Genomic DNA, 25,396 nt, shown 5'->3' on the forward strand with positions numbered 1-25,396 from the left:
CTTCTCGCTGTGGGATCCCCGACATCATGAATGACCAATTCACCACGTCGGGGCTGTCCTCGCGAAAAGACCCCTGAGAACCCGCGGCGGTGCAAGCTGCGAGGGAGGGCTAAGCGGCTGCGCCGCTTCAAAGACAACAACCCGCCCTACCGCACGCCGCCGTGCAGAGCGGCGCGGTCGATTGTGGACGACGCCGCTTGAAAGCGGTTGAGGTGCGGGGCACCCGGGTGCCCCGCACCGTCACCGCGCCTGGTGGAGTCCGGTTACTGGGTCGTTGGTGTAGAGGGTCATGCGGGCCCGGGCCGGCCGGTAGACGTGGACGCTCACCGCCGGATCCGGGCCGTTGTTGTGCACCTGGTGCACGTAGTTCGGGCCGAAGACGCGAGACTGGCCCGCGGTCAGCGGGTGCAGCACCTCGGTGCCCCGGGGTTGGATGACGCGCTCGGTCAGGTTGCCGGCGATCACGGTGAAGGCGCCGGTGGCGCCGCCGTGGTCGTGAAGTTCGGTGTGCTGGCCTGGCAACCAGCTCAGCAGCCACGCCTCGTAGCTCTCGGTGCGCGCGAGCAGGCCCGCCCAGCGCTGGTCCGGGTCGTAGCGCAGCAGGTGCGTCCACGAGCCGCGGTCGGCGGCGAGTTCACGGGCGATGCGAACCGGGTGCGCGATGGTGAGGTCGGCAGGCACGGCAACGGTATTCGGCGGAACGGCGAACACGGCGGATGTCCTTCGGGATCGTGATGAGCCCCGGGCCGTCGGCGCGCGTGCGAGCGCACCCGGAAACGCCCGGGAATTACGGGAGAACGATCAACACGAAGAACACAGACAGAGCGCGCTGGCGACGCGGCGCAGGTCGATGTGACCCCGTCGATCAGTCATAGCACGCAGCAACACGACGTGAACTGAACCAGCCCGCGGGGACCCGCGTCAACTCGAACCCGCAAGATCTCACACCACGGTGGCGAATCCCGCATGCCGGTGAGCACTTGAGGCACTAATGAGGCTGTTGTGGCGTGAGGCGCGGCCGGTTCTGTCTTCGAAGCGGCGCAGCCGCCTAGCTCACCCTCGCTCTCAGACGTCGCCTGGCGAGGACAGCCCCGAAGCCGCGGGGACATCGGGGATCCCGGAGACCAGGCGGCGTCTGAGGTTCCGCTGCCCGCACCGCTATGGCTGGAAACAGGCCTTAGCCCAGGGCCCGGAGGACGTCGGCGACCAGATCGGCCGGGTCTTCGCAGCCAGCCGAGAAGCGGACGAAGCCCTCCGGGACCGGGTCGCCCCACTGGGCCCGGCGGTCGACCGTGCTGTGCAGGCCGCCGAAGCTCGTCGCCGCCACGACCAGCTCGCTGCGCCGCACGAACTCCTCGACCGCCCGCGCATCGGCCAGCTCGAACCGGAACACGCCGCCCCACCGGCGCATCTGCCGCCGTGCGAGATCGTGCGACGGGTCGCCGGGCAATCCCGGCCAGCGCAACCCGGAAACCGCCGGGTGCTCGCGCAGCGCCTCGACGAGCGCCGCCGCGTTCTCGGCCTGCCGCGCCAGGCGCAGGTCCAGCGTGCCCATGCTGCGGTGCGCCAACCAGGTCTCGAAGGGGCCCGGGATCGAGCCGGAGAGCGTCCGCGCCCGCACCAGCCGCTGCGCCAGCTCCGCGTCGCGGACCGACACGTGCCCCAGCAGGATGTCGCTGTGCCCGGACAGGGCCTTGGTGTCGCTGGCCACCACGATGTCCGCGCCCAGCTCCAGCGGCCGCTGCCCGAGCGGCGTCGCCGTCGTGTTGTCGACCGCCAGCAACGCGCCCGCCGCGTGCGCGCGCCCGGCGAGCTCGGCGATGTCGCACACGTCCAGCCCCGGGTTCGACGGGGTTTCCAGCAGCACCAGGCGAACCCCGGCGAAGACGTCGTCGTGCCAGGGGCCGGGCGTGTCGATCTCCCGGACGTCCAGCTCCAGCTCGGCGAGCTCGTCGTGGACGAACTGGCGCGTCGCGTAATACCCGTCGCTGGGCAGGATCAGTGCGTCGCCGGGGCGAAGCACCGCGCGCAGCAGCGTGCTGATCGCCGCCATGCCCGACGGCAGCAGGACGCAGTGGCCGCCGTCCAGGTCGCCGATGGCCGACTCCAGCGCCCGCCAGGTCGGATTGCCCGCCCGGCCGTAGAAATCCGCGCCCTGGACGTCCTCGCCCAGGTGGAACGGCGCGGCGAAGACCGGGCCCGGCAGCAGCGGTATCCCGCCGGCCGGTTCCGGGTGCCCGCCGCGCACGCAGCGCGTGCCGTCGCCAAGATCCGATGTGCTCACAAGTTCTCCCATCGCGAGTTCTCTGCCCCCTCGCGGTGTCGGTTTCCGGTGGAAACCCGCGGGCCGCTTCCGCTCAGCCGCTTCTCGCCGTCGCGAACGACCGCGCACGACCTCGGGAAACCGCCCGCCTCACTCCGGTTTGCGTTCGCGGCCGAGCAGTTCGGCGGCCGCGGGCGCGGGCGCGAGTCCTTCGTGGCAGACCCGGTGCACCACGTCCGTGATCGGCATCTCGACGCCGTGCCGCGCCGCCAGCTGGCGGATCGACGAGCACGACTTCACGCCCTCGGAAACCTGCCCGTGCGCGGCCTCCTGCGCCTGCGCCAGGGTTTCGCCGCGCCCCAGCCGCTCGCCGAAGGTCCGGTTGCGCGACAGCGGCGACATGGCGGTGGCGACCAGGTCGCCCAGCCCGGCGAGGCCCGCGAACGTCATCGGGTCGGCGCCCAGCGCGACGCCGAGCCGGGTCGTCTCGGCCAGGCCGCGGGTGATCAGCGAGGACATCGTGTTGTGCCCGAAGCCCAGCCCGGCGGCCATCCCGCAGGCCAGCGCGATCACGTTCTTGCACGCCCCGGCGATCTCGATGCCGACGAGATCCGTGTTGGTGTAGGGCCGGAAGTACGGAGTCGAGCAGGCGTGCTGCAGGGCGACGGCCCGGTCGTGGTCCAGGCAGGCCACCACGGTCGCGGTCGGCTGCTCGGCGGCGATCTCCTTGGCCAGGTTGGGACCGGAGACCACCGCGACGTGCTCCATCGGCACGTCCGCGACCTCGCCGATCACCTCGCTCATCCGCTTCAGCGTGCTCAGCTCGACGCCCTTGGCCAGGCTCACCAGCGTCGCCTCCGGCGGCAGCAGCGGCTGCCAGCCGGCGAGGTTCTCGCGCAGCGTCTGGCTGGGCACCGCGAGCACCACCGCGCCGGCACCGTGCACCGCCTCCGCCGCGTCATCGGTGGCGCGCAGCGTCGACGGCAGCCGGATGTCCGGCAGGTACGTGGCATTGCGGCGGGTTTCGTTGATCGCCGCGGCGACCTCCGCCCGCCGCGCCCACAGGACGACGTCGTTGCCCGCGTCGGCGAGGACCTTCGCGAACGTGGTGCCCCAGGATCCGGCGCCGAGGACGGTGATCCGCTCAGGCCTCGCCATCGTCGCCCCGGCTCTTGCGGGCGCTGCTGTAGAACTCGGCGGGCGGCTGCTCGCCGCGGATCTCGCCGAGCAGCTCCCGCACGCGCGTCATCGCCAGCTGCGTGACCTCCCGCAGCGCGTGCGTGTCGTGCTCCATGCCGCGGTAGGCCGACAGGTCCAGCGGCTCGCCGAAGGCGAGCTCGACGGTCTTGCGCGGGAACGGCCGGAACCGCTTCTTGTAGTGGTCGTAGATGCCCCGGGTGCCCCACCGGGCGACCGGGATCACCGGGATGTCGTGCGCCAGCGCCAACCGCGCCACCCCGACCTTCGGCGTCATCGGCCAGCCGTCCGGGTCCTTGGTGATGGTGCCGTCGGGGTAGATCACGATCGTCTTGCCGCTCTCCAGCGCGTTGTGCGCGTCCTGCAGGCTCTTCTGCGCGTCGGCGGTGCCGCGGTAGACGGGGATCTGCTCGACACCGACCAGGACGCTCTTGAGCACCGGCACGTTCCAGAGCGTGTTCTTCGCGAGGAACCGCGGCACCCGGCCGGCCCGGTGCACGGTGACGGCGTCGAAGATCGGGTCCAGGTGCGAGACGTGGTTGAACACCAGCAGCGCCGGGCCCTCGGCGGGGATGCGCTCCAGCCCGGTCACCTTGGTGCGGGCCAGCGCGGCGGTCAACGGGTAGAAGACACCACGGGCGAGACCGAGCCAGAACTTGCCCATGCCCTGCGCCTTTTCGCTGGTCTGCCTCCGCTGGCGCCGGAGGCTCTTCGGTTCCGCCACGGCATCTCCTTCAACTGGTCGCAAGCGCCTGGACAAGTTACCTGCCGGGCCGGGCGGCCGGACATCCCGCACGGCAGAAGCCGAATGCGGCCGGAGCAGTGCCGGATCCGGGCCGCGCGGCGGCAAGATGGCAGTCGTGACCGCAGGTTTGTACCTCATCGTGCCGATCAAGCCGCTGCACCTGGCGAAGTCGCGGCTGCTCGGCGCCGCCGACCGGGGCGCGGCGCACGCCGACCTGGTCACGGCCGTGGCATTGGACACAGTGACCGCCGCGCGCCAGGCGGCCGGCGTCGCCGGAGTCGTCGTGGTGACTTCCGATCCGACGCTCACCGAGACGTTCGCCGCCGAGGGCGTCGAGGTGCTCCCGGACACCCCGGCGGCCGGGCTGAACGCCGCGTTGCGGCACGGCGACACCCAGTTGCGGCAGCGCGGGATCGCGATACGGGTCGGCGCGCTGCAGGCGGATCTGCCCGCCCTGCGGCCCGCCGAACTCGCCGCCGCGATCGCCGCTGCCGGCGGCGACCGCTCGTTCTGCCCGGACCGGCACGGCACCGGCACCACGCTGCTGCTGGCCGAGCCAGGCAGCCCGCTCGCGCCCCGGTTCGGGCCCGGCTCGGCCGACGCGCACGCCGAATCCGGCGCGAAAACACTCCTGGGCCAGTGGGACTCGCTGCGCTGCGACGTCGACACGGAGGCCGACCTGGCCGCGGCGACGGCGCTCGGCCTCGGCCCGAACACCGCCCGCCGGGTGCCGTAGCGACACGCCCGGGCGGCGCGCGAGACGCGGTGTTCAGGGGCGAGTACGGGAATGTTCACCCACGGCCGTGAACATCACACGAGCACGTCAGAGGTCGAATAGAACCGCCCGGATGAGCGACAATGGGCGGGTGAGCACCGACAGCAGCGATCGGATCCCGAAGCAGCCCGCCAAGCGGACCTCCAGCGACCGGACGCGCCGCACGCCGCGCCCGGCTCGCCGCGCCGGAAACCCGGTCGCTGCCGACGTGCCGGCGGCCACCACCGCCGCCGACCACACGGCGGAAGGCGCCCGGGTGCCCTCCGCCCCGCCCGCGGTGACCCGCGCGGCGGCCACCACCGACCTGCCGGAGGACCGCTACCTCAACCGCGAACTGTCCTGGCTGGATTTCAACGCGCGGGTGCTGGCGATCGCCGAGGACCGGTCGCAGCCGGTGCTGGAGCGCGCCAAGTTCCTCGCGATCTTCGCGTCCAACCTGGACGAGTTCTACATGGTCCGGGTCGCCGGGCTGAAGCGCCGCGAGGAGACCGGCCTCTCGGTGCGCAGCGCCGACGGGCTCACCCCGCACGAGCAGCTGGTCCGGATCGCCGCCCGCAACCAGGACCTGATGGAGAAGCTGAGCCGGGTCTTCACCGACGAGCTGCTGCCGGAGCTGGCGGCGCACGGCGTCCGGATCATGCGCTGGGCCGAGCTGGAGACCGCCGACCAGGACAGGCTGGCCCGCTACTTCGAGGACCACATCTTCCCGGTGCTCACGCCGCTGGCGGTCGACCCGGCGCACCCGTTCCCCTACATCTCGGGGCTGTCGCTGAACCTCGCGGTCACCGTCGCCGATCCGGACGCCGGGCTGCGCCGCTTCGCACGGGTCAAGGTGCCGGACAACGTGCCGCGGCTGATCCGCGTCGAAGCCGACCGGGAGAACGAGCACGCCACCTTCCTGCCGCTGGAGGAACTCATCGCGGCGCACCTCGGGAAGCTGTTCCCCGGGATGCGGGTCGCCGAGCACCACATCTTCCGCGTCACCCGCAACGCCGACCTGGAGGTCGAGGAAGACCGCGACGAGGACCTCCTGCAGGCCATGGAGCGGGAACTCGCGCGCCGCCGCTTCGGGCCGCCGGTGCGGCTGGAAGTGACCGAGACGATGAGCGAGAACATGCTCGAACTCCTGCTGCGCGAGCTGGAGGTCGACCAGCACGACGTGGTGGAGGTCAAGGGACTTCTGGATCTGTCCTGCCTGTTCCAGCTGGACCGGTTGCAGCGCCCGGACCTCAAGGAGTCGCCGTTCGTGCCCGCGACGCACCCGGCGTTCGCCGAAGGCCAGACGCCGAAGAGCATCTTCTCCACGCTGCGCGAGGGCGACGTGCTGGTGCACCACCCCTACGACTCGTTCTCGACGTCGGTGCAGCGGTTCATCGAGCAGGCCGCGGCGGATCCGCACGTGCTGGCCATCAAGCAGACGCTGTACCGGACTTCCGGCGACTCCCCGATCGTCAACGCCCTCATCGACGCCGCCGAGGCGGGCAAGCAGGTGGTGGCGTTGGTGGAGCTGAAGGCGCGGTTCGACGAGCAGGCCAACATCCAGTGGGCGCGGACACTGGAGCGTGCCGGCGTGCACGTCGTCTACGGCCTCGTGGGGTTGAAGACGCACTGCAAGACGGCGCTCGTGGTGCGCCAGGAGGGTTCCACGATCCGCCGCTACTGCCACCTCGGCACCGGCAACTACAACCCGAAGACCGCGCGGATCTACGAGGATCTGGGCCTGCTGACCGCCTCACCGGAGGTCGGCGCGGACCTCACCGACCTGTTCAACGTGCTCACCGGCTACGCCCGGCACGGCCAGTACCGCCGGATTCTGGTGTCGCCGCAGGGCATCCGCAACGGCATCGTGGAGCGCGTCGAGGACGAGATCGAGCGGGCCCAGCAGGGTTTGCCGTGCGGCATCAGGATGAAGGTGAACTCGCTGGTCGACGAGCAGATCATCGACACCCTGTACCGGGCTTCGCTGGCCGGCGTGCCGGTGCGCGTGGTGGTGCGCGGGATCTGCTCGCTGAAAGCCGGCGTGGAGGGCCTCAGCGAGAACATCGAGGTTCGCTCGATCCTGGGCCGCTTCCTGGAGCATTCCCGGGTGTTCCACTTCGTCGGCATCGACGAGCACTGGATCGGCAGCGCTGACATGATGCACCGAAACCTGGACCGGCGGATCGAAACCCAGGTCCGGGTGACCGATGCGAAGCTCACCCGCCAGCTCGACGCGATGCTGGATTCGACGCTGCACCCGGCCACCCGCTGCTGGGTGCTCAACGCGAAGGGCGACTGGGAAGCGTCGCCGCGCAGCGGGGAGCAGGTCCGCGATCACCAGGTGGAAATGCTGCGCATGCACGGTGCGAAGGTGTCCTGAGGAAGATGAGCGTGACCGAGAACCAGCCGGTGCCCGGTGGAATCGACGACGAACCGCCCGCGCCGGTCCGGGCGGCCGGTGCCGTGCTTTGGCGCGCGGGCGCCGGCGGCGTCGAGGTGGCACTGGTGCACCGGCCCCGCTACGACGACTGGTCGCTGCCGAAGGGCAAGCTCGACCCGGGCGAGCTGCCCGCGCACGCGGCGGTCCGCGAGGTGGCCGAGGAGACCGGGTTTTCCTGCGTGCTGTCGCGATTCCTGACGCGGGTGAACTACTCGGTGCCGGCGGCCGGCGGCGGCCGCGCCCCGAAGGTCGTCGACTACTTCACCGCCCGGGCCGGCAACGGGTCGTTCGCCCCGAACGACGAAGTGGACGAACTGCGCTGGCTGCGCACCGACCAGGCGCGGGAGCTGCTGAGCTATCCGCACGACGTCGGGGTGCTCGACGCATTCGAGAAGTCGCCCGCCGAGTCGGCGACCGTGTTGCTGGTGCGGCACGCGAAAGCAGGCAAAAGGTCCGAATGGGCCGGAGATGACAACCTGCGCCCGCTCACCGAAGCCGGGCGGCAACAGCGCGACGCATTGCATTCCCTGTTGCCGTTGTTCGGCCCCTCCCGCATCTATTCCGCACCGCGACTGCGCTGCGAACAAACGGTGGCGCCGATCGCGGCGGAGCTCGGAATCGGGATTGCGACCGAGCCGCTGTTTTCCGAAGAGGGCTATCTGGGCGATCCGGACGCGGCCGCCGACGTACTGCGGCGGGTGGCCGGCGGCCACGGCACGGCGGTGGTGTGCAGCCAGGGCGGCGTGATCCCGGATCTGGTGGCGCGGCTGGCCCATTCCGCCGATCTGCCGCTCGGCGAGGTGGTCAGCCGGAAGGGCAGCGTCTGGACGCTCACGTTCGCCCTGGACCGGCCTTCCGGCAACGGCAGCGGCCCGGCGCTGCGGCTGGCCGCGGCGGATTACCTCGCGGACCCGCTGGCCTGAGCGGCATCCCGCCCGGCGGCGGGGAGAACGAAGCAGGAGACGGATGCGTCGGCGAATTCGGTGCCGGCGAAATGATCCGCCGACGCCCCGGCTCCAACTGACGACCGCGACCGCACCGCACCACCGAACCGTTCGCGCCGGTGGCGTGCTGCGCGGGCGCTGTCCGGCGCTGATCGCGCCGTGTGGACGTTGCGCGACGTCCACGGGTGGAAACTATGCGACCGCCGGGGATCCGGCGGCCACGGCCTTCTCAAGCGGCTTTCCGGTCATCGCCTGACGTCGGGGCGATGACCGGGCGACCGGGGAATGCCGTGAGCGGGCGGCTGGTAACCCCTTGCCGGGTTATCTCGCCGCCCGCTCGGTCCACTGGTGCTCGCTGCGGTAGCGAGCAGTCACTTCTTCGTGGACTTGCGCGTAGTCGTCGCCTTCTTGGTCGCCGGACGGGTCGTCTTGGCGGCGGTCTTCGTGGCGGCCTTGGCCGTCGTCGCCCGCTTCGGGGCGGCCTTGGCCGGAGTCGCCTTCGCGGCGGTCGCCTTCGCCGGGGTCGCCTTGGCGGTGGTCGCCTTGGTGGCGGTCCGCTTCGGGGCGGCCTTGGTGGCGGTCGTCGCCTTGGCCGTGGTGGCGCGGGTCGTGGTCTTCGTCGCGGCGGCACGCGTGGTGGCGGCCTTGGCGCGAGTACCGGCAGCAGCCTTGGCGGCGCCCGCGGTCTTCGTGGTGGCACCGCGGGTGGTGGCCGCCTTGGCCGTGGTGGAGCGCGGCAGTTTCCGCTGTCCGCCCACGACTTCCTTGAACTGGGTGCCGGCGCGGAAGGCGGGAACGTTGGTCTTCTTGACCTTCACGCTCTCACCGGTGCGCGGGTTCCGAGCGGTGCGTGCGGCGCGGGCCCGCTTCTCGAAAACGCCGAAGCCGGTGATGTTGACCTTCTCGCCTTTGTTGACGTTGCGAACGATGATGTCCACAACGCTTTCCACAGCCTGGCTCGCGGTCTTCTTGTCTCCGAGGCGTTCTGCCAGAGCCTCGATGAGTTGGGCCTTGTTCACTTCAGTCCCTCCCAGGACACAACAACGGCCCCGTTGGGCCGACTCAATGTCAACGGTAAAGCCCCGGACAAACAAATGCCATTCGCCACGCCTCATTTTTTCGTTGGGGCGTGGGCATTCGAGTCCGGGCAACGGGGTCCGTAGGGCTCCTGGAGCAACTGTTCAGTTGTCCTCCGGTGGGCGAGTTTTTCCTTTCATGCCAGGAAAAACTCGCCCCCGAAAGGCGTCTCGGTCAGCCCTGGTGGGCGGGCAGCGTCGCCGGTTTGAAGCTCGGCCGGGCCTGCTCAAAAGTGTCGATCGTCTCGGCGTGCCGGAGGGTCAGACCGATGTCGTCGAGCCCTTCCAGCAACCGCCAGCGCGTGTAGTCGTCGATGCTGAAGGGCACCGTGAGGTCCTTGGCATGCACCGTCCGCTGCTCCAGATCCACCGTCACGGCGGTACCCGGCTCGTTCTCCAGCAGCTTCCACAGCAACTCCACATCGGACTGCTCGCACTGGGCCGCCAGCAGCCCCTGCTTGCCCGAGTTGCCGCGGAAGATGTCCGCGAAACGGCTGGAGATGACCACCCGGAAGCCGTAGTCCTTCAACGCCCACACGGCGTGCTCGCGCGATGACCCGGTACCGAAGTCGGGCCCGGCGACCAGCACGCTGCCGTTGCGGAAGACCTCGTGGTTGAGGATGAAGTCCTCGTCCGCGCGCCAGGCGGCGAACAGGGCGTCCTCGAAGCCGGTCCGGGAAACCCGCTTGAGGTAGACGGCGGGGATGATCTGGTCGGTGTCCACGTTGGACCGGCGCAGCGGGACGCCGACCCCGGTGTGCGTCTTGAACGGTTCCATCGTCACTGCTCCTGGTGGGATGTGGTTCAGCTCAGGTCTTCGGGGGAGGACAGGGTTCCGCGCACGGCGGTCGCCGCGGCGACGAGCGGGGAGACCAGGTGCGTGCGGCCGCCCTTGCCTTGCCTGCCCTCGAAGTTGCGGTTGGAGGTCGACGCGCTGCGCTCGCCCGGCGTCAGCTGGTCCGGGTTCATGCCCAGGCACATCGAACAACCGGCCGAACGCCATTCCGCGCCGGCCGCGGTGAAAACCTCGTTCAGCCCTTCGGACTCCGCCTGCTTGCGGACCTTCATCGAACCCGGCACGACGAGCATCCGCACGTCCGCGGCGACCTTGCGGCCCTTGAGAACCTCGGCGGCGGCGCGCAGGTCCTCGATCCGGCCGTTGGTGCACGAACCGAGGAAGACCGTGTCCACGTACACCTCGCGCAGCGGCGTCCCGGGCGTCAAGCCCATGTACGCCAAGGCCTTCTCCGCGGCGAACCGCTCGCCCTCGTCGGCGATCTTCTCCGGGTCCGGCACCCGCTCGCCCAGCGGCAGGCCCTGCCCCGGGTTGGTGCCCCAGGTGACGAACGGGGTCAGCTCGTCGGCGTCCAGCGTGACTTCTGCGTCGAATGTGGCGTCGTCGTCGGTGCGCAGCGTCCGCCAGTACTCGACGGCGGCGTCCCAGTCCGCGCCCTCGGGGGCGTGCGGCCGCCCCTTCAGGTAGGCGAAAGTCGTTTCGTCGGGCGCGATCATGCCGGCCCGCGCGCCCGCCTCGATCGACATGTTGCAGACCGTCATGCGGGCTTCCATGGACAGCTGGCGGATCGCTTCGCCGCGGTACTCCAGCACGTATCCCTGGCCGCCGCCGGTGCCGATCTTCGCGATGACGGCGAGGATCACGTCCTTGCTGGTGACTCCGGGCCGCAGCGTGCCGTCGATGTTGATGGCCATGGTCTTGAACGGCTTCAGCGGCAGCGTCTGGGTGGCCAGCACGTGCTCGACCTCGGAAGTGCCGATGCCGAACGCCAAAGCGCCGAACGCGCCGTGCGTCGAGGTGTGGCTGTCGCCGCAGACCACGGTGGTGCCCGGCTGCGTCAGCCCGAGCTGCGGCCCGACGACGTGCACGATGCCCTGCTCGGCGTCGCCCATCGGGTGCAGCCGGATGCCGAATTCCTCGCAGTTCTTCCGCAAGGTGTCGACCTGGGTGCGGGACACCGGGTCGGCGATCGGCAGGTCGATGCCGGTGGTCGGCACGTTGTGATCCTCGGTGGCCAGCGTCAGATCCGGCCGCCGGACGGGCCGCCCGGCCAACCGGAGCCCCTCGAAGGCCTGCGGACTGGTGACCTCGTGCACCAGGTGGAGATCGATGTAGAGCAGGTCTGGCTCGTGCCCCTCACCACGGCGCACGATGTGCGCGTCCCAAACCTTCTCCGCGAGCGTTTTTCCCATCGCTGCTCCCAGTCGAGCCTGCCGAGACCCGGATCGGGTCTCTCCCACAGAGTGGACTTCCCAGATGCCGGGAAGTTAGTATCGGTACGTGGGACAGCATAGCGGCATCGGAGTACTGGACAAGGCAGTGGCCGTCCTCCAAGCGGTAGCGGCCGAACCGTGCGGCCTGGCCGAACTGTGCAGCCGCACGGGGCTGCCAAGAGCAACGGCGCACCGCCTGGCGGTGGGCCTGGAAGTCCACCGCCTCCTGAGAAGGGGCTCGGACGGCCGCTGGCGCCCAGGAGCGGCGCTGGCGGAACTAGCAGGCGGCGCGGTGGACCCGCTTCTGGAAGCGGCGGCAACGGTCCTACCAAAGCTTAGAGACGTTACGGGCGAAAGCGTCCAGCTCTACAGAAGAGACGGAATGCAACGCCTGTGCATAGCAACGGCGGAACCGCCGAGCGGCCTGCGGGACACGGTCCCGGTAGGAACGGCGCTGTCGATGACGGCGGGCTCGGGAGCGAAGGTCCTGGCGGCCTGGTCGGATCCGGCAACCCAGAGAGCGGTCCTGGCGGAAGCGGTCTACGGGGAAAGAACGCTGATGGAGGTAAGGAGAAGGGGCTGGGCCCAAAGCGTGGCGGAAAGGGAGTCGGGAGTGGCGAGCGTCTCGGCACCGGTCAGAGACACCCAAGGCAACGTAGTAGCGGCCATATCGGTCTCAGGCCCGATCGACAGGATGGGCCGACGCCCAGGAGCCCGCTGGGCAGCAGACCTGCTGGCGGCGGCAGACGCCCTCCAAAACCGCCTCTGAACCCCGGCGATGCGGGCCAACGGCCCGCATCGCTGAAAACCCCCACCACGCGCGAAGCGCGACACCACCCACAACACACGGCGCGAAGCGCCGACAACCCACCACGAACAACAACACGGTGCGAAGCACCGACATCCACCCACGCCACGGCGCGAAGCGCCGACCTCCAGCCAGGCGGCGAGGCGAAGCCGGTCACAGCCGCCGCCCCTGCCCTACCGGCGAATCCCGGCGAAGGCGTCCCCGCCCCTGGCGCGCGCGAAGGTGCCCGTGCAACACGGTTCCCACCCGCTGTCGGCCCCGAGCCGAACCAACCGCGACCAGCGATCGCCCGCGGCTGAAGGCAGTTGAAGCCACAGCCCCCAACTCCTCCACGACCACATTCGGAAGAGGACGACGAACCAGGCGAAGCGGCGGGTGAGGGCAGCACGGGAATGACGTCCTGCGAAGGATGCACGAAAAGATCGACACCGTCCCAAACCACGGGAACAACGTCCGAAGAACCGGCAGAAGCCTGGCGTCGATGCGGATGAGGCTGAGACGGTCGGAACGACGAGGCCCACCACCGGCAACGGAAATCTCAACGCGCGGTCAAAGCCGGCAACGGTGTTCCAGGCAGGACCGAAGAGCAAGCCGGAAAACCAAGCGTCGTGAGCATGGCGAAGCTCGGAGCACCCGGAGAGCTCCAGCGTCACGCACTGCAGCCCGCGATGAACCCGGGCTGAGGCGGCCAGCATCGAGCGAACCTCACCAGAGGACATCCCGAACCGGAGCCCACACGGCGCGAAGCGCCGACAGCACGAAAAGAGCCCCACTCGCAAACGAGTGGGGCTCTTGCTGGTAGTCCCGACGGGATTTGAACCCGCGCTACCGCCTTGAGAGGGCGGCGTCCTAGGCCGCTAGACGACGGGACCGCGCAACAAGAAGAACTCTACAGCACCCAAAAACCCCGCCGAACACCCACCCCCCACCAACACAACGGACGAAAGATCAACGCGTAAAACAGCACCACACCGAAGCCCTGACGAGCAACTTCGACGAATAGCCGAGCAACCGAAGGGCGAGTCCCTCGAGCTCCGGGCTGACGACAGCGGCGCCAGAACCGAACGACAGGCGCGGGAGTACTCGACGACGAGCTGGATGCCGCAGGCGATCTCGTCACCGAAGAGGCGCCGCGAGGAAACAGCGCCATGTCGAAGCCGGCCGATCCGCCGGCGGCGATGACCTTGCCAACCCGGACGCACCACACGCCGAACACGCCATCCAGCTAGCTCACCGAGGCCCGGTACGCGGTCGCACGGGTCGCGGGACACCGAGATCAGGGGCCGATGCAGACCAAGGTGGTCCACGTCATGCACGGGCCCACAAGGACCCCCAAAGCCCCGTCACGGCCACGACGAAAAAGTACCGACGACCCCAACAACAGCGAACCCCAAAGCACCCCAAAGGCCACGCCAACACAAGAAGCCCAACCAAGGAGCGGCGGTCAAACCACACAACCCGAAGCCAACGCGCAAAGCCAAGACGAAGTCGGACCAACTCCCAAGCCCAAGACGAAGCCAATCCGACTCCCCAGTACAAGACGAAGCCAATCCGACTCCCCAGTACAAGACGAAGCCAATCCGACTCCCCAGTACAAGACGAAGCCAATCCGACTCCCAAGGCAGAGACGAAGTCGAGCCGACTCGCAAGGCAGAGAGGAAGCCGATCCAACTCTGCTGGTCGGAAACCCAGGCCGGGTACGCGAAAAACGCGATGGAGCCAACAAAAAAGCAACCCCCGCACCGTGGGGGGCATGGGGGGGCTCGGCCCCCCAATACAAAAACGGAAAGGGCCACATCTGCGATTTCCGCAGATGCAGCCCTCCCACCCTTGTAGTCCCGACGGGATTTGAACCCGCGCTACCGCCTTGAGAGGGCGGCGTCCTAGGCCGCTAGACGACGGGACCGCGTTGTTGAGTGATCACCAGGTGACCAGCTCGCTGGGGTACCAGGACTCGAACCTAGACTAACTGAACCAGAATCAGTCGTGCTGCCAATTACACCATACCCCATGGTGCTGCGAGGACAGCTCCGTGTTCCGATCTCCTCTGGGAGAAGTTCGGCTTCCGGGCTGCTGCCCTCCGCGTTGATAAGAATATTAGACCATCCCTTCGGGGTCCCGAAATTCGCCCCCCTTGTTTGGGGATCGTCGCAGGTGGCGGCGGTTGCAGCAGCCTGGTGGCGGGGTTAGTGGCCGACCAGTTCGGCGGCGCGGTGCCAGGGCTTCGCGTTGTCGGGCCCGGTCGGCACGGCGGGCAGGTCGGTGACGAGGAGTTCGGGGAGCTCGTGGAGGCTCGTGATGGTCGGCACGTTCGCGGCCGGGTCCTGGATCTTGCTGCGGTTGAGCCAGATGCCGTGCAGGCCGGCCCGGGTGGCGCCGAGGGCGTCGATGTCGAGCTTGTCTCCGACGTGGACGACTTCTTCGGGGCGCAGGCCGAGCGCGTCGCAGGCGGTGTGGAAGATGTGCGGATCCGGTTTGGCGACGCCGATCTCGGCGGAGATGATCAGCTCGTCGAAGACGTCAGCGAGGCCGACCGCGGCGATCTTCTTGCGCTGGTAGGCGCTGGGCGCGTTGGTGATCACAGCGAGCCGGAGGCCGCTGGCGCGGAGCCAGTCGAGGCACGGCCAGGCGTCGTCGTAGAGGGCCCAGGCGCGTTGCATGGCGGCCATTCGCAGGGTTTCGCGGCGGGCCGCTTCGGCGGTGTCGAGTTGTTCGCCGAAGGCCGCGAAGAACGCTTGGGTTCGTTCGACGCACATCACGTCGAAGTCGATCTCGTTGGTGACGTACCGCGCGTAGTGCTGGTCCGTGGTTCGCTGCCACACCGGCCAGGCGCGGTCGGTGCCGACGAGTTCCCGCAGGCCGTGCCGCGCCGCTCGTCCGCTGTCGAGCAGGGTGTCGTCGAAATCGAGGCAGACCGCTTTGATCTGTCCGAGTTCGTGGGTGGTCGGTGTTTCAGGCGCGGATGTCACTCCGAGAGGCTAGGCGTTCACCCGCTGCGTCCGACTCGGCCAACACGGTGATCCTGTTGGCCTGTTTCGGTTGAGTCCGGTTGGCGGCGGCGGCCGTGAGCGCGAGGGTGTGTTCTCGCACTCACGACCCGCTTCTCAGAGGCAGGCAGGCAGGCTTGTTGCCTTTGAAGCGGCGCAGCCGCTTAGCCCCCTACGCAACTTGCACCGCCGCGGGTTCTCAGACGTCTTCTCGCGAGGACAGCCCCGATGCCGCGTATTTGGACATACACGAATCGGGGATCCCACAGCGAGAAGGCGACCGTAAATCCCGCAGGGGGCCGCCACCCGCGCCGCCACGCAGAACGAGCCTGGAAAACCTGCTTCTCAGCCGAGGGCTTTGCGCAGTCGTTCGAGGGAGACGTCGCGGCCGAGGAGTTCCATGGACTCGTACAGCGGCGGCGACACGGTGCGCCCGGTGATCGCCACCCGGACCGGCGCGAAGGCCTTGCGGGGTTTGATGCCGAGGCCATCGACGACGGAGTCCTTCAGCGCCTGCTCGATGGCCGCCGTGGTCCATTCGGGCAGCGCGTCGAGGGCGTTGATGGCGGCTTCCAGGACCGGCTTGGCGTCTTCGCCGAGGGCCTTCTCCGCGGAGGCGGGTTCGGGCGCGAAGTCGTCGCCAGCGAACAGGAAGCCCATCATGCCGACCGCGTCGGAGAGCACGATCAGCCGTTCCTGCACCAGCGGCGCGGCGGCGCGCACGGTGGCGAGCTGCGGTTCGGTCGGTTCGGCCGGGAGCACGCCGCCCTGGATGAGGTACGGCACCACACGGTCGACGAAGTCGTCGGGCGCGAGGGCGCGCAGGTGCGCGGAGTTGATCGCGTCGGCCTTCTTCTGGTCGAAGCGCGCCGGGTTGGCGCTGACGCGGCCGATCTCGAAGGCGTCCACCATCTCGTCGAGGCTGAACACGTCGCGGTCCTCGGAGATGGACCAGCCGAGCAGCGCGAGGTAGTTCAGCAGGCCTTCGGGCAGGAAACCCCGGTCGCGATGGTGGAACAGGTTGGACTGCGGGTCGCGCTTGGAGAGCTTCTTGTTGCCTTCGCCCATGACGAACGGCAGGTGGCCGAATTCGGGGGTGAAGTCGGTGACGCCGATGCGCTGCAGCGCCTCGTAGAGCGCGATCTGGCGAGGCGTGGAGGACAGCAGGTCTTCGCCGCGCAGCACGTGGGTGATGTGCATCAGCGCGTCGTCGACCGGGTTGGTGAGGGTGTAGAGCGGGTCGCCGTTGCCGCGCACCAGCACGGGGTCCGGGACGCTGCCCGCGGGGAAGGTGATCTCGCCGCGCACCAGGTCGGTGAAGGCGATGTCGCGGTCGGGCATCCGCAGCCGCAGCACTGGCTTGCGGCCTTCGGCGCGGTAGGCCTCGACCTGCTCGTCGGTGAGGTCGCGGTCGTGGTTGTCGTAGCCCAGCTTGGGGTCGCGGCCCTTGGCCTTGTGGCGGGCTTCGACTTCTTCCGGGCTGGAGTAGGACTCGTAGAGCTCGCCGGCGGCCAGCAGGCGCTGGGCGATGTCGGCGTAGCTGTCGCGCCGCTCGCTCTGCCGGTAGGGGCCGTAGGGGCCGCCGACCTCGGGGCCTTCGTCCCAGTCGAGGCCCAACCAGCGCAGCGCGTCGAGGATCGCCTGGTAGGACTCTTCGGTGTCCCGGCTGGCGTCGGTGTCCTCGATGCGGAACACCAGGGTGCCCTTGTTGTGCCGGGCGAACGCCCAGTTGTAGAGGGCGGTGCGGATGAGGCCGACGTGCGGCGTACCGGTCGGCGAGGGGCAGAACCGGGCGCGAACGGTCCTGGCGTCGGCTTTTGCTGCGGCTTCTGGCGTGCTCATAACACATCCAGCGTAGTCACCGGCCGCGGGCGGTTGACGGGCGCACCCTGGCAGGGCATCCTGAGCTTATTCAACACCCGTTGAAAAACTGGAGGGGATCGCAATGGAGCGGACCACCTGCTGCGTTATCGGCGGCGGGCCGGCGGGCATGGTGCTGGGGCTGCTGCTCGCCAGGGCCGGCGTCGAGGTGACCGTGCTGGAGAAGCACGGAGACTTCCTGCGGGACTTCCGCGGCGACACGGTGCACCCCACCACGCTGCAACTGCTCGACGACCTGGGCCTGGCGGAGCGCTTCGCGGAACTGCCGCAGCGCCGCCTGAACCAGGTGCAACTGCCGATCGGCCCGGCGGGCGAGCTGTTCACCTTCGGCGACTTCAAGTCGTTGAACGTGAAGTACAACTACATCGCGATGGTTCCGCAGTGGGACTTCCTGGACATGCTGGCCGATGCCGGCAAGCAGGAACCGACGTTCACCCTGCGGATGAACACCGGGGCGACGGAACTGATCCGGGAAGGCGGCCGGGTCAACGGGGTGCGCTACCGCACCGCCGACGGCGAGACCGGCGAGCTGCGCGCCACCATCACGGTGGCCTGCGACGGCCGGAATTCCTTCGTGCGCGACATGCCCGAGCTCGGGCTGCGGGACTTCCCGACGCCGATGGACGCGCGATGGTTCCGGATTCCGCGGCAGGCCGGCGATCCGGCGGGCGGCATCGGCCTGATCCGCGAACGCACCTTCACCGCCATGTTCGACCGGGGCGACTACTTCCAGGTCGCGTCGATCATCGGCAAGGGCACCGATGCGGAGGGCCGCAACCTGCCCATCGAGGAGTTCAACGAGCGCCTGGTCCGCTTCTTCCCCTGGATGGCCGGGCGGGAGTTGGTGCAGAGCTGGGACGACGTCAAGCTGCTGCACGTGACGCTGGACCGGCTGCGCAAGTGGCACGTGCCGGGTCTGCTGTGCATCGGCGACGCGGCGCACGCGATGTCGCCGGTCGGCGGTGTCGGGGTCAACCTGGCGGTGCAGGATGCTGTCGCGGCGGCCCGCCACCTGGCCGGGCCGCTGCGCGACGGGCATTTGCGGCGCAAGCACGTCGCGGCGGTTCAGCGGCGGCGCTGGCCGACGACGGTGCTACTCCAGCGGCTGCAGCGCGTGATCCACAAGAACGTGATCACCCCGGCGCTGCAAGGAGAAATCGACTTCGGAAACACCGCACGCCTGCCGCTGCCTGTGCGGGCGATGTCGAACGTCCCGTGGCTGCGCAAGATCCCTGCGTACATCCTCGCCTACGGCGCGGTCCGCGAACGCCCGCCCAAGGCCGCACTCCGCTGAGGACCGGGCCGTGAGTCTTTTGGGCTGCTATGGCAACCCAAAAGACTCACGGGTCTTTCAGCCCTGCTGGACCGGGTTGGTCAGGGTGCCGAGGCCGTCGATGGAGACCGAGACCTTCTGGCCCGCCTGCATCGGGCCCACGCCCGCCGGCGTGCCGGTGAGGATCACGTCGCCCGGCAGCAGCGTCATCACCCGCGAGATCCACGACACGAGCGCCCCGATGTCGTGGATCTGCAGCGAGGTCCGCGAGTTCTGCTTGACCTCGCCGTCCAGTTCGGTGCGGATCGCGAGGTCCGCCGGGTTCGCCGCGGTGTCGATCCATGGGCCCAGCGGGCAGAACGTGTCGTAGCCCTTGGCCCGCGTCCACTGCCCGTCGGCCTGCTGCTGGTCGCGCGCGGTGACGTCGTTGGCGATCGTGTAGCCCAGCAGCACTTCGGCGCCCCGCGCCTCCGGCACGTCCTTGCACGGCTGCCCGACGACGGCGGCGAGTTCGCCCTCAAAGTCCACCCGCGCGGAGTTCGGCGGCAGCTTGATCGCGGCGTTGGGGCCGATCACCGAGGTCGACGGCTTCATGAAGATCACCGGGTTCTCCGGCGGTTCCGAGCCCATCTCGCGGGCGTGCTCGGCGTAGTTCTTGCCCACGCAGATGACCTTGGTGGGCAGGATCGGGGCGAGCAGCCGGACATCGGCCATCGGCCACTTGCGACCGGTGAACGTCGGGTCGCCGAACGGGTGCTGGTCGATCTCGACCGCCAGCACCTTCTCCTGCGGTGCGGCCGGATCCGGCTCCAGTGCGACGAAGGACACTCCGTCGGAGTGGGCGACACGTGCCAAGCGCAAGACGAACCTCCGGAATCGAAAGTGGACCGTCACCAGCGTAACGCTCGCCGCCGCACCCGGTCGTCCGCGGCAGCGAGCGGTCAGCGGGTTCCGATCGCGTTGCGCCGCAGGGCCTTGTACACCAGCGCGTCGCAGAGCGCGAGCCAGCTCGCCTCGACGATGTTGCCGTGCACGCCCACTGTGGTCCACTCCTCCTCGCCGTCGCGGGATTCCACGAGCACGCGGGTTACCGCGTCGGTGCCGGGCGCGTCGGTGAGGATCCGCACCTTGTAGTCGGCCAGCTCAACGCTTTCCAGCCACGGCAGGTGCGGCACCAGCGCCGCGCGCAGCGCCGCGTCGAGCGCGTTGACCGGCCCGTTGCCCTCGGCGGTGGCGATCACGCGCTCACCCGCGACGTGCACCTTTACGGTCGCTTCGGAAACCGTCTCGCCGTCCGAGCGGTGGTCGAGCACGACGCGGTACGACTCCAGTTCGAACGGCGCGTCGACCGGATCGCCGTCCGCCACGGCGGCCATCTCACCGCGCAGCAGCAGTTCCAGTGACGCGTCGGCCGCTTCGAAGGACCAGCCGCGGGCTTCCAGTTCCTTCACCCGTCGCACCGCCCCGGTGACGGCGGCCGGCGACTCGGTGAGGTCGAGGCCGAGCTCGGCGCCCTTGAGCTCCAGGCTGGCGCGCCCGGCCATCTCGGTGACCAGCACCCGCATCCCGTTGCCCACCAGCGCCGGATCGATGTGGTTGTACAGCTCGGGGTCCACTTTGATCGCGCTCGCGTGCAGCCCCGCCTTGTGCGCGAAGGTCGACTGGCCGACGTAGGCCTGGTGCGTGTCGGGTGCGATGTTGGCGATTTCGGCCAGCGCGTGCGAAACCCTGGTCAGCTCGCGCAGCTTTCCCTCCGGCAACACCGGCATCTCCAGTTTCGCGGCGAGATTGCCGATCACGGCGAACAGATCCGCGTTGCCCGCCCGTTCTCCGTAGCCGTTGGCGGTGCACTGCACGTGGGTCGCGCCGGCTTGCACGGCGGCGACGCTGTTGGCCACCGCGCAGCCGGTGTCGTCCTGGCAGTGGATTCCGACGCGGAATCCCGTGCGCGACACGACTTCGCGGACCGTCTCGGCCAGTTGCAGCGGCAGCTGCCCGCCGTTGGTGTCGCACAGCACGACGACGTCGGCGCCCGCGTTCGCGGCGGCATCCAGCACGCGCAGCGAGGTGTCGGGATCGAAGGCGTAGCCGTCGAAGAAGTGCTCGGCGTCGAGGAACACCCGGCGCCCCTCCCCGACCAGGTAGCGCACCGTGTCGGCGACCATCGCGCAGTTCTCGGCCACATCGGTGCGCAGCGCCCGCTCGATGTGCCGGCGGTCCGATTTGGCCACCAAGGTCACCACCGGCGCGCGCGAATCCAGCAGCGCCCGCACCTGCGGATCTTCGTCCACTTTGGTCCCGGCGCGCCGGGTGGAGCCGAAGGCGACGAGGGCGGCGTGCGCGAGTTCGAGTTCGCCTTCGGCGGCGCGGTGGAAGAACTCCGTGTCCTTGGGCAGCGCGCCGGGCCAGCCGCCTTCGATGAAGCCGACGCCCAGCGAATCCAGCAGCCGCGCGACGGCGAGCTTGTCGGTGACCGAGTAGGAAATGCCCTCGCGCTGCGCGCCGTCCCGCAGGGTCGTGTCGTACACGTGGAAGTCGTCGCCCAGCGGCGTTCCGGCCGGATTGGTGCGGGTCACTGGATTTCTCCCGTCGGCGTCGGAGATGGGTGGAGCGGCGGCGCAGGCAACAAAAAAGACCCCCCGCAGGTGCGAGAGGTCAGCGCGCCGGGGTGCGGAATCGTCTACCCGGCGCGCTTGCCAATAATGATCACACTGCGGAAAGCCACGTCCACATGCTGCCACAACACGGCCCCGGACCACCAGATGGCCACCGCTTCCCACCATCCGGGCTCGCCCGCATCAACCGGCGCCTCGGGAACCATGAACTGCGGGCACTTGTTCTCCCGGGCCCGGCGGCCTACTGCCCGGATTCGGCGCGCCGCTTGATCGCCGCCAGCCGCCGGTCCCACCGCGCGGCGCGGGACGCCAGCCAGCGCGCCGTCACCTCCAGCGGCTCCGACCGGATCGCGAAGCGGACTTCCCGCCCCACCCGGTTCGACGTCACCAGGCCGGCGTTCTCCAGCACCGCCAGGTGCTTGACGACCGCCTGCCGCGACACCGGCAGCGCGGCGGCCAGCGCCGTCGCGCTGGCCTCGCCGCGCTCGCCGAGCAGGTCCACGAGCTGCCGCCTGGTCGGGTCGGCCAGCGCCGCCAGCACCTCGTCGACGTCACCGTGCTCCGTCACGCCTGCCGCTTCTCCACCTTCTGCTTGACTTCGTCCAGCACCTGCTCCCAGCCGCCGGTGTTGTCGTCGACCGCACCGCGCCGCTCCTCCTCCGACGCGGCGAGCGCGGCGAACCCGCTTTCGACCACGCGCAGCCGGGTCGTTCCGCCTTCCTCGGCGAGGGTGAACTCGACCAGCGTGGAGTTGCCGGCCGCCGGGTCTTCGCCGGGGAAGGCGCTCGCCCAGCGGTAGGCCAGGTAGCGGTTGGGTTCCAGCTTCTCGATCAGCTGCGGGAAGCTGCCGTACTCGGTGTGCTCCGAGACCAGCCGGCTGCCTTCGCCGACCTCGACGCCGGTCGGATCCGCCTCGCCGAGCCAGAACTCGGGTTCCAGCAGGGCCGCCCACACCTGTTCCGCAGGCGCCTCGATGACGATCTCACGTTCGATCCGGTCGGAAACCATGCCCACTCCAATCCACGACTGTGCAACCTAAGGGTTGCACTTCATCGCCCGATGTGCAACTCACGAGTTGCACATCGGATCAACGAAGAGGGCGCCCCAGCCGGGACGCCCTCTTCGCGACGAACGAGATCAGGACTGCGGAGCGACCTCGCGGGAGGAGACCAGCGCCGCGAGGCGGTCGCCGATCGCGAAGGTCGCGCCCGGCGCCGCGTGGTCGCGGGTGGCCAGGTCGAACGCCACCGACGCCTCGACCCGCTTGGCGGCCTCGGTCAGGCCGACGTGGTCGAGCAGCATCGCGACCGACAGCACCGCCGCGGTCGGGTCCGCCACGCCCTGCCCGGCGATGTCCGGCGCGCTGCCGTGCACCGGCTCGAACATGCTCGGGTTGCGCCGGGTGGCGTCGATGTTGCCGCTGGCGGCCAGGCCGATGCCGCCGGTGACGGCGCCGGCCAGGTCGGTGATGATGTCGCCGAAGAGGTTGTCGGTGACGATCACGTCGAACCGGCCCGGGTCGGTGACCAGGTGGATCGTGGTGGCATCCACGTGCTGGTAGGCCACGGTGACGTCCGGGTACTGCAGCGAGACCTCTTCCACCACGCGCGACCACAACGATCCGGCGTGGGTGAGCACGTTGGTCTTGTGCACCAGCGTCAGGTGCCTGCGCGGCCGGGAGGCGGCGCGGGCGAACGCGTCGCGCACCACCCGCTCCACGCCGAACGCGGTGTTGATGCTGACCTCGGTCGCGATCTCGTGCGTGGTGTCCTTGCGCAGCAGACCACCGTTGCCCGCGTACGGACCCTCGGTGCCCTCGCGAACCACGACCATGTCGATCTCGCCGGGGTCGGCAATCGGACTCTTCACGCCCGGGTAGAGCCGGGCCGGCCGCAGGTTCACGTGGTGGTCGAGCTCGAAGCGCAACCGCAGCAGCAGGCCGCGCTCCAGGATTCCGCTGGGCACCGTCGGATCACCGACCGCGCCGAGCAGGATCGCGTCGTGCTGGCGGAGTTCACCCAGCACTGACTCGGGCAGCAGCTCCCCGGTCGCGTGCCAGCGCGCCGCCCCCAGGTCGTAACGAGTGATCTCGGTATCCGGCACCACTTCACCGAGGACCTTGAGTGCCTCGGCAATAACCTCCGGCCCGATCCCGTCGCCGGGGATCACAGCGAGCCGCATCTACACACCTCCCGAGAACCACCCCGACCCGCGGGGCTCGAACTGTTGAGCCGAAGGCTACCGGCACGACTGCGGGCAGCGGCATGCCGGGCCCACCAAGTGGATGAACTTTCCCACACTGCGGGACACCCATTGGAGTGAGATGACCATCGGTCCCTGGTACGACACGGGGGCCGTCCCACAATGCGGAACGACCCCCGTGTCACTCGCCCGGGTTACTCGAAGCTAACGGTGCGCACGATGCGGGCACCGACTGCGGCGCCGATCGGCTCCAGCACGCCCGGCTCGACAGGGCGGTCGACGCGGAGCAGCATGATCGCCTCCGAGCGCTCGGTGGTCTGGCTGACCATCGCCGCCTCGATGTTCACGCCGACCTCGCCGAGCAGGGTGCCGACCCGGCCCATCACACCCGGCCGGTCCGGGTACTCCAGCAGCAGCACGTTGCCCTCGGCCCGCAGGTCGAAGTGCCGGCCGTTGACCTCGACCAGCTTCTCCACCTGGTTCGACCCGGACAGCGCACCCGAGACCACGGCGGTGCGGCCGTCCGGCAGGCCCGCGCGCACCGACACCACGCTGCGGTGGTTCGGGCTCTCCGGGGAGGTCTTGACCTCGACCTGCACGCCCAGGTCCTCGGCCAGCTGCGGCGCGTTGACGAAGGTCACCTGGTTCTCCACGGCGCCGGCGAACACACCGCGCAGCGCCGCCAGCTGCAGCACCGAGACGTCCTCGTCGGCCAGCTCGCCGCGGGCTTCGATGGTCACCGAGCTCGGCGTGCTGCCGACCAGCGCGGCCAGCACCTGGCCAAGCTTCTGGGTCAGCGACAGGTACGGGCGGACCTCCTCGCCGACCACGCCGCCCTGCACGTTGACGGCGTCCGGCACGAAGTCGCCGCGCAGCGCCAGCCGCACCGAGCGGGCCACGTCGGTGCCCGCGCGGTCCTGCGCCTCCACGGTGGACGCGCCCAGGTGCGGGGTGACGACCGCGTTGGGCAGCTGGAACAGCGGGCTGTCGGTGGTCGGCTCGGTCTTGAACACGTCGATGCCCGCGCCGCCGATCTGGCCGTTGCGCAGTGCGTCGACCAGCGCGTCCTCGTCGATCAGGCCGCCGCGGGCGGCGTTGACGACCAGCAGGCCCGGCTTGGCCTTCTTCAGCTCCTCGGCGCCGATGAGGCCGAGCGTCTCGGCGGTCTTGGGCAGGTGGATGGAGATCGCGTCGGCGCGGGCCAGCAGCTCGTCGAGCGAGACCAGCTCGATGCCCAGCTGCGCGGCGCGGCCCGCCGAAACGTAGGGGTCGTAGGCGATCAGCTTGGTGCCGAAGGCGGCGACGCGCTGCGCGAACAGCTGGCCGATCTTGCCCAGGCCGACGACACCGACGGTCTTGCCGTTGAGCTCCACACCGGTGTAGGAGCTGCGCTTCCACTCGCCGCCCTTGAGGCTCGCGTCGGCCTGCGCGACGTTGCGCGCCACCGCGAGCAGCAGCGCCATCGCGTGCTCGGCGGCCGAGACGATGTTGGAGGTGGGGGCGTTGACCACCATCACGCCGCGCTCGGTGGCGGCGGGCACCTCGACGTTGTCCAGGCCGACCCCGGCGCGGGCGACGACCTTGAGCTTCTTCGCCGCCGACAGCACTTCGGCGTCGACCTTGGTGGCGGAGCGGACCAGCAGCGCATCGGCGTCGGCGACGGCGTCGAGCAACGCCGGCCGGTCGGTGCCGTCCACGTTGCGGATCTCGACCTCGTCCCCGAGGGCCTCGATCACGGACGGTGCCAGCTTCTCGGCGATAAGGACGACAGGACGGCTTGCGTTGGTCACGGGCGAACTCCATTTTTGAAGATCACGGTCGGCACGGCGATGTGCCCGGACGGGGTCGAAGTTTAACGGGAGTTTGAGAAAGCGTTCACAAGGGTGTTGCCCGGATCACCGGCCCGGAATCGCCCGCCCGTTAAACCCGATTCTTCGGCATTGTCGCAGATCAACCGGGCCGCGAACACGACGCGCGACGCC

Annotated in this window: 20 protein-coding genes and 3 tRNA genes; 5 read left to right on the top strand and 18 right to left on the bottom strand. The window is 69.5% G+C overall.

Annotation, left to right across the window (positions count from 1 at the left end):
• Positions 1-240 precede the first annotated feature (240 nt).
• The 4 genes from AB0I53_RS07510 to AB0I53_RS07525 all read right to left on the bottom strand — a co-directional run bounded on the left by AB0I53_RS07510 (position 241) and on the right by AB0I53_RS07525 (position 4,184).
• Complete coding sequence (locus tag AB0I53_RS07510) at positions 241-711, bottom strand: cysteine dioxygenase family protein (protein WP_358598008.1); 471 nt, start codon at positions 709-711, stop codon at positions 241-243.
• 466 nt (positions 712-1,177) lie between these two features.
• The gene (locus AB0I53_RS07515; RefSeq protein ID WP_358598011.1) at positions 1,178-2,284 is read right to left on the bottom strand and encodes a cystathionine gamma-lyase; all 1,107 of its coding nucleotides are present in this window, start codon (positions 2,282-2,284) and stop codon (positions 1,178-1,180) included.
• 129 nt (positions 2,285-2,413) lie between these two features.
• Positions 2,414-3,421 carry an NAD(P)H-dependent glycerol-3-phosphate dehydrogenase gene (locus AB0I53_RS07520; protein WP_358598013.1) on the bottom strand — a complete coding sequence of 336 codons (1,008 nt, stop codon included), beginning with the start codon at positions 3,419-3,421 and terminating at the stop codon, positions 2,414-2,416.
• Positions 3,408-4,184: a lysophospholipid acyltransferase family protein gene (locus tag AB0I53_RS07525; RefSeq protein WP_358598015.1), complete on the bottom strand. Its 777-nt coding sequence runs from the start codon at positions 4,182-4,184 to the stop codon at positions 3,408-3,410. The genes AB0I53_RS07520 and AB0I53_RS07525 overlap by 14 nt, the downstream gene beginning before the upstream one ends.
• 136 nt (positions 4,185-4,320) lie before the next feature.
• Here AB0I53_RS07525 and cofC point away from each other — a divergent pair, with 136 nt between their 5' ends.
• From cofC to AB0I53_RS07540, 3 genes are all read left to right on the top strand, one after another.
• Positions 4,321-4,941, top strand: a complete 621-nt coding sequence (gene cofC / locus AB0I53_RS07530) for a 2-phospho-L-lactate guanylyltransferase (RefSeq protein ID WP_358598018.1) — start codon at positions 4,321-4,323, stop codon at positions 4,939-4,941.
• Positions 4,942-5,053: 112 nt separating this feature from the next.
• Entirely contained in the window at positions 5,054-7,339 is a 2,286-nt protein-coding gene (locus AB0I53_RS07535; RefSeq protein ID WP_358598020.1) for an RNA degradosome polyphosphate kinase, read from the top strand.
• A gap of 5 nt (positions 7,340-7,344) precedes the next feature.
• Positions 7,345-8,322 carry an NUDIX domain-containing protein gene (locus AB0I53_RS07540; protein WP_358598023.1) on the top strand — a complete coding sequence of 326 codons (978 nt, stop codon included), beginning with the start codon at positions 7,345-7,347 and terminating at the stop codon, positions 8,320-8,322.
• Between the two features lie 392 nt (positions 8,323-8,714).
• Here the strand turns inward: AB0I53_RS07540 and AB0I53_RS07545 are convergent, their stop codons facing one another.
• The 3 genes from AB0I53_RS07545 to leuC form a co-directional block, all read right to left on the bottom strand.
• Positions 8,715-9,362: an HU family DNA-binding protein gene (locus AB0I53_RS07545; protein ID WP_358598026.1), complete on the bottom strand. Its 648-nt coding sequence runs from the start codon at positions 9,360-9,362 to the stop codon at positions 8,715-8,717.
• A 232-nt stretch (positions 9,363-9,594) separates the two neighbouring features.
• Complete coding sequence (leuD, locus tag AB0I53_RS07550; protein WP_358598029.1) at positions 9,595-10,197, bottom strand: 3-isopropylmalate dehydratase small subunit; 603 nt, start codon at positions 10,195-10,197, stop codon at positions 9,595-9,597.
• 26 nt (positions 10,198-10,223) lie between these two features.
• Positions 10,224-11,627 carry a 3-isopropylmalate dehydratase large subunit gene (leuC, locus tag AB0I53_RS07555; protein ID WP_358598032.1) on the bottom strand — a complete coding sequence of 468 codons (1,404 nt, stop codon included), beginning with the start codon at positions 11,625-11,627 and terminating at the stop codon, positions 10,224-10,226.
• Between the two features lie 88 nt (positions 11,628-11,715).
• On the opposite strand from leuC, the gene AB0I53_RS07560 reads away from it, so the two are divergent.
• Positions 11,716-12,417: an IclR family transcriptional regulator gene (locus tag AB0I53_RS07560; protein WP_165968088.1), complete on the top strand. Its 702-nt coding sequence runs from the start codon at positions 11,716-11,718 to the stop codon at positions 12,415-12,417.
• An 835-nt stretch (positions 12,418-13,252) separates the two neighbouring features.
• Here the strand turns inward: AB0I53_RS07560 and AB0I53_RS07565 are convergent.
• The 5 genes from AB0I53_RS07565 to gltX form a co-directional block, all read right to left on the bottom strand.
• Positions 13,253-13,328 (bottom strand) — tRNA-Glu (locus AB0I53_RS07565).
• Positions 13,329-14,289: 961 nt separating this feature from the next.
• Positions 14,290-14,362: transfer RNA gene (locus AB0I53_RS07570), tRNA-Glu, on the bottom strand.
• 33 nt (positions 14,363-14,395) lie between these two features.
• Positions 14,396-14,467: transfer RNA gene (locus tag AB0I53_RS07575), tRNA-Gln, on the bottom strand.
• Between the two features lie 175 nt (positions 14,468-14,642).
• Positions 14,643-15,425 carry an HAD family hydrolase gene (locus AB0I53_RS07580; RefSeq protein WP_358598035.1) on the bottom strand — a complete coding sequence of 261 codons (783 nt, stop codon included), beginning with the start codon at positions 15,423-15,425 and terminating at the stop codon, positions 14,643-14,645.
• Between the two features lie 363 nt (positions 15,426-15,788).
• A complete protein-coding gene (gene gltX, locus AB0I53_RS07585) occupies positions 15,789-17,285 on the bottom strand; it encodes a glutamate--tRNA ligase (RefSeq protein ID WP_358598038.1) in 1,497 nt (498 codons plus the stop codon).
• 103 nt (positions 17,286-17,388) lie between these two features.
• Here gltX and AB0I53_RS07590 point away from each other — a divergent pair, with 103 nt between their 5' ends.
• A complete protein-coding gene (locus tag AB0I53_RS07590; protein ID WP_358598041.1) occupies positions 17,389-18,618 on the top strand; it encodes an FAD-dependent oxidoreductase in 1,230 nt (409 codons plus the stop codon).
• A 57-nt stretch (positions 18,619-18,675) separates the two neighbouring features.
• Here the strand turns inward: AB0I53_RS07590 and AB0I53_RS07595 are convergent, their stop codons facing one another.
• The 6 genes from AB0I53_RS07595 to serA all read right to left on the bottom strand — a co-directional run bounded on the left by AB0I53_RS07595 (position 18,676) and on the right by serA (position 25,204).
• On the bottom strand, positions 18,676-19,458 hold the full coding sequence (locus tag AB0I53_RS07595; RefSeq protein ID WP_358598044.1) for a fumarylacetoacetate hydrolase family protein: 783 nt from the start codon (positions 19,456-19,458) through the stop codon (positions 18,676-18,678).
• Positions 19,459-19,538: 80 nt separating this feature from the next.
• Positions 19,539-21,173 carry a citramalate synthase gene (gene cimA, locus AB0I53_RS07600; RefSeq protein ID WP_358598047.1) on the bottom strand — a complete coding sequence of 545 codons (1,635 nt, stop codon included), beginning with the start codon at positions 21,171-21,173 and terminating at the stop codon, positions 19,539-19,541.
• Positions 21,174-21,453: 280 nt separating this feature from the next.
• Positions 21,454-21,780, bottom strand: a complete 327-nt coding sequence (locus AB0I53_RS07605) for a metalloregulator ArsR/SmtB family transcription factor (RefSeq protein WP_358598050.1) — start codon at positions 21,778-21,780, stop codon at positions 21,454-21,456.
• The gene (locus AB0I53_RS07610; protein WP_358598053.1) at positions 21,777-22,220 is read right to left on the bottom strand and encodes an SRPBCC domain-containing protein; all 444 of its coding nucleotides are present in this window, start codon (positions 22,218-22,220) and stop codon (positions 21,777-21,779) included. Before AB0I53_RS07610 ends, AB0I53_RS07605 begins: the two co-directional genes overlap by 4 nt.
• Positions 22,221-22,349: 129 nt before the next feature.
• Positions 22,350-23,393: a 3-isopropylmalate dehydrogenase gene (locus AB0I53_RS07615; protein ID WP_358598056.1), complete on the bottom strand. Its 1,044-nt coding sequence runs from the start codon at positions 23,391-23,393 to the stop codon at positions 22,350-22,352.
• A gap of 215 nt (positions 23,394-23,608) precedes the next feature.
• Positions 23,609-25,204 (bottom strand): phosphoglycerate dehydrogenase, encoded by a 1,596-nt coding sequence (gene serA, locus AB0I53_RS07620; RefSeq protein WP_358598059.1) that lies wholly within the window; start codon positions 25,202-25,204, stop codon positions 23,609-23,611.
• Positions 25,205-25,396 lie beyond the last annotated feature (192 nt).

Source organism: Saccharopolyspora sp. NPDC050389 (assembly GCF_040655595.1).
In the GTDB taxonomy this organism is placed as follows: domain Bacteria; phylum Actinomycetota; class Actinomycetes; order Mycobacteriales; family Pseudonocardiaceae; genus Saccharopolyspora.

Excerpts from the sequence above, each read along its gene's own strand:
- AB0I53_RS07540 (WP_358598023.1), top strand. The coding sequence starts at position 7,345 with ATGAGCGTGACCGAGAACCAGCCGGTGCCCGGTGGAATCGACGACGAA.
- AB0I53_RS07590 (WP_358598041.1), top strand. The coding sequence starts at position 17,389 with ATGGAGCGGACCACCTGCTGCGTTATCGGCGGCGGGCCGGCGGGCATG.
- leuD (WP_358598029.1), bottom strand. The coding sequence starts at position 10,197 with ATGGAACCGTTCAAGACGCACACCGGGGTCGGCGTCCCGCTGCGCCGG.
- AB0I53_RS07535 (WP_358598020.1), top strand. The coding sequence starts at position 5,054 with ATGAGCGACAATGGGCGGGTGAGCACCGACAGCAGCGATCGGATCCCG.
- AB0I53_RS07615 (WP_358598056.1), bottom strand. The coding sequence starts at position 23,393 with ATGCGGCTCGCTGTGATCCCCGGCGACGGGATCGGGCCGGAGGTTATT.
- AB0I53_RS07520 (WP_358598013.1), bottom strand. The coding sequence starts at position 3,421 with ATGGCGAGGCCTGAGCGGATCACCGTCCTCGGCGCCGGATCCTGGGGC.
- leuC (WP_358598032.1), bottom strand. The coding sequence starts at position 11,627 with ATGGGAAAAACGCTCGCGGAGAAGGTTTGGGACGCGCACATCGTGCGC.
- AB0I53_RS07610 (WP_358598053.1), bottom strand. The coding sequence starts at position 22,220 with ATGGTTTCCGACCGGATCGAACGTGAGATCGTCATCGAGGCGCCTGCG.
- gltX (WP_358598038.1), bottom strand. The coding sequence starts at position 17,285 with ATGAGCACGCCAGAAGCCGCAGCAAAAGCCGACGCCAGGACCGTTCGC.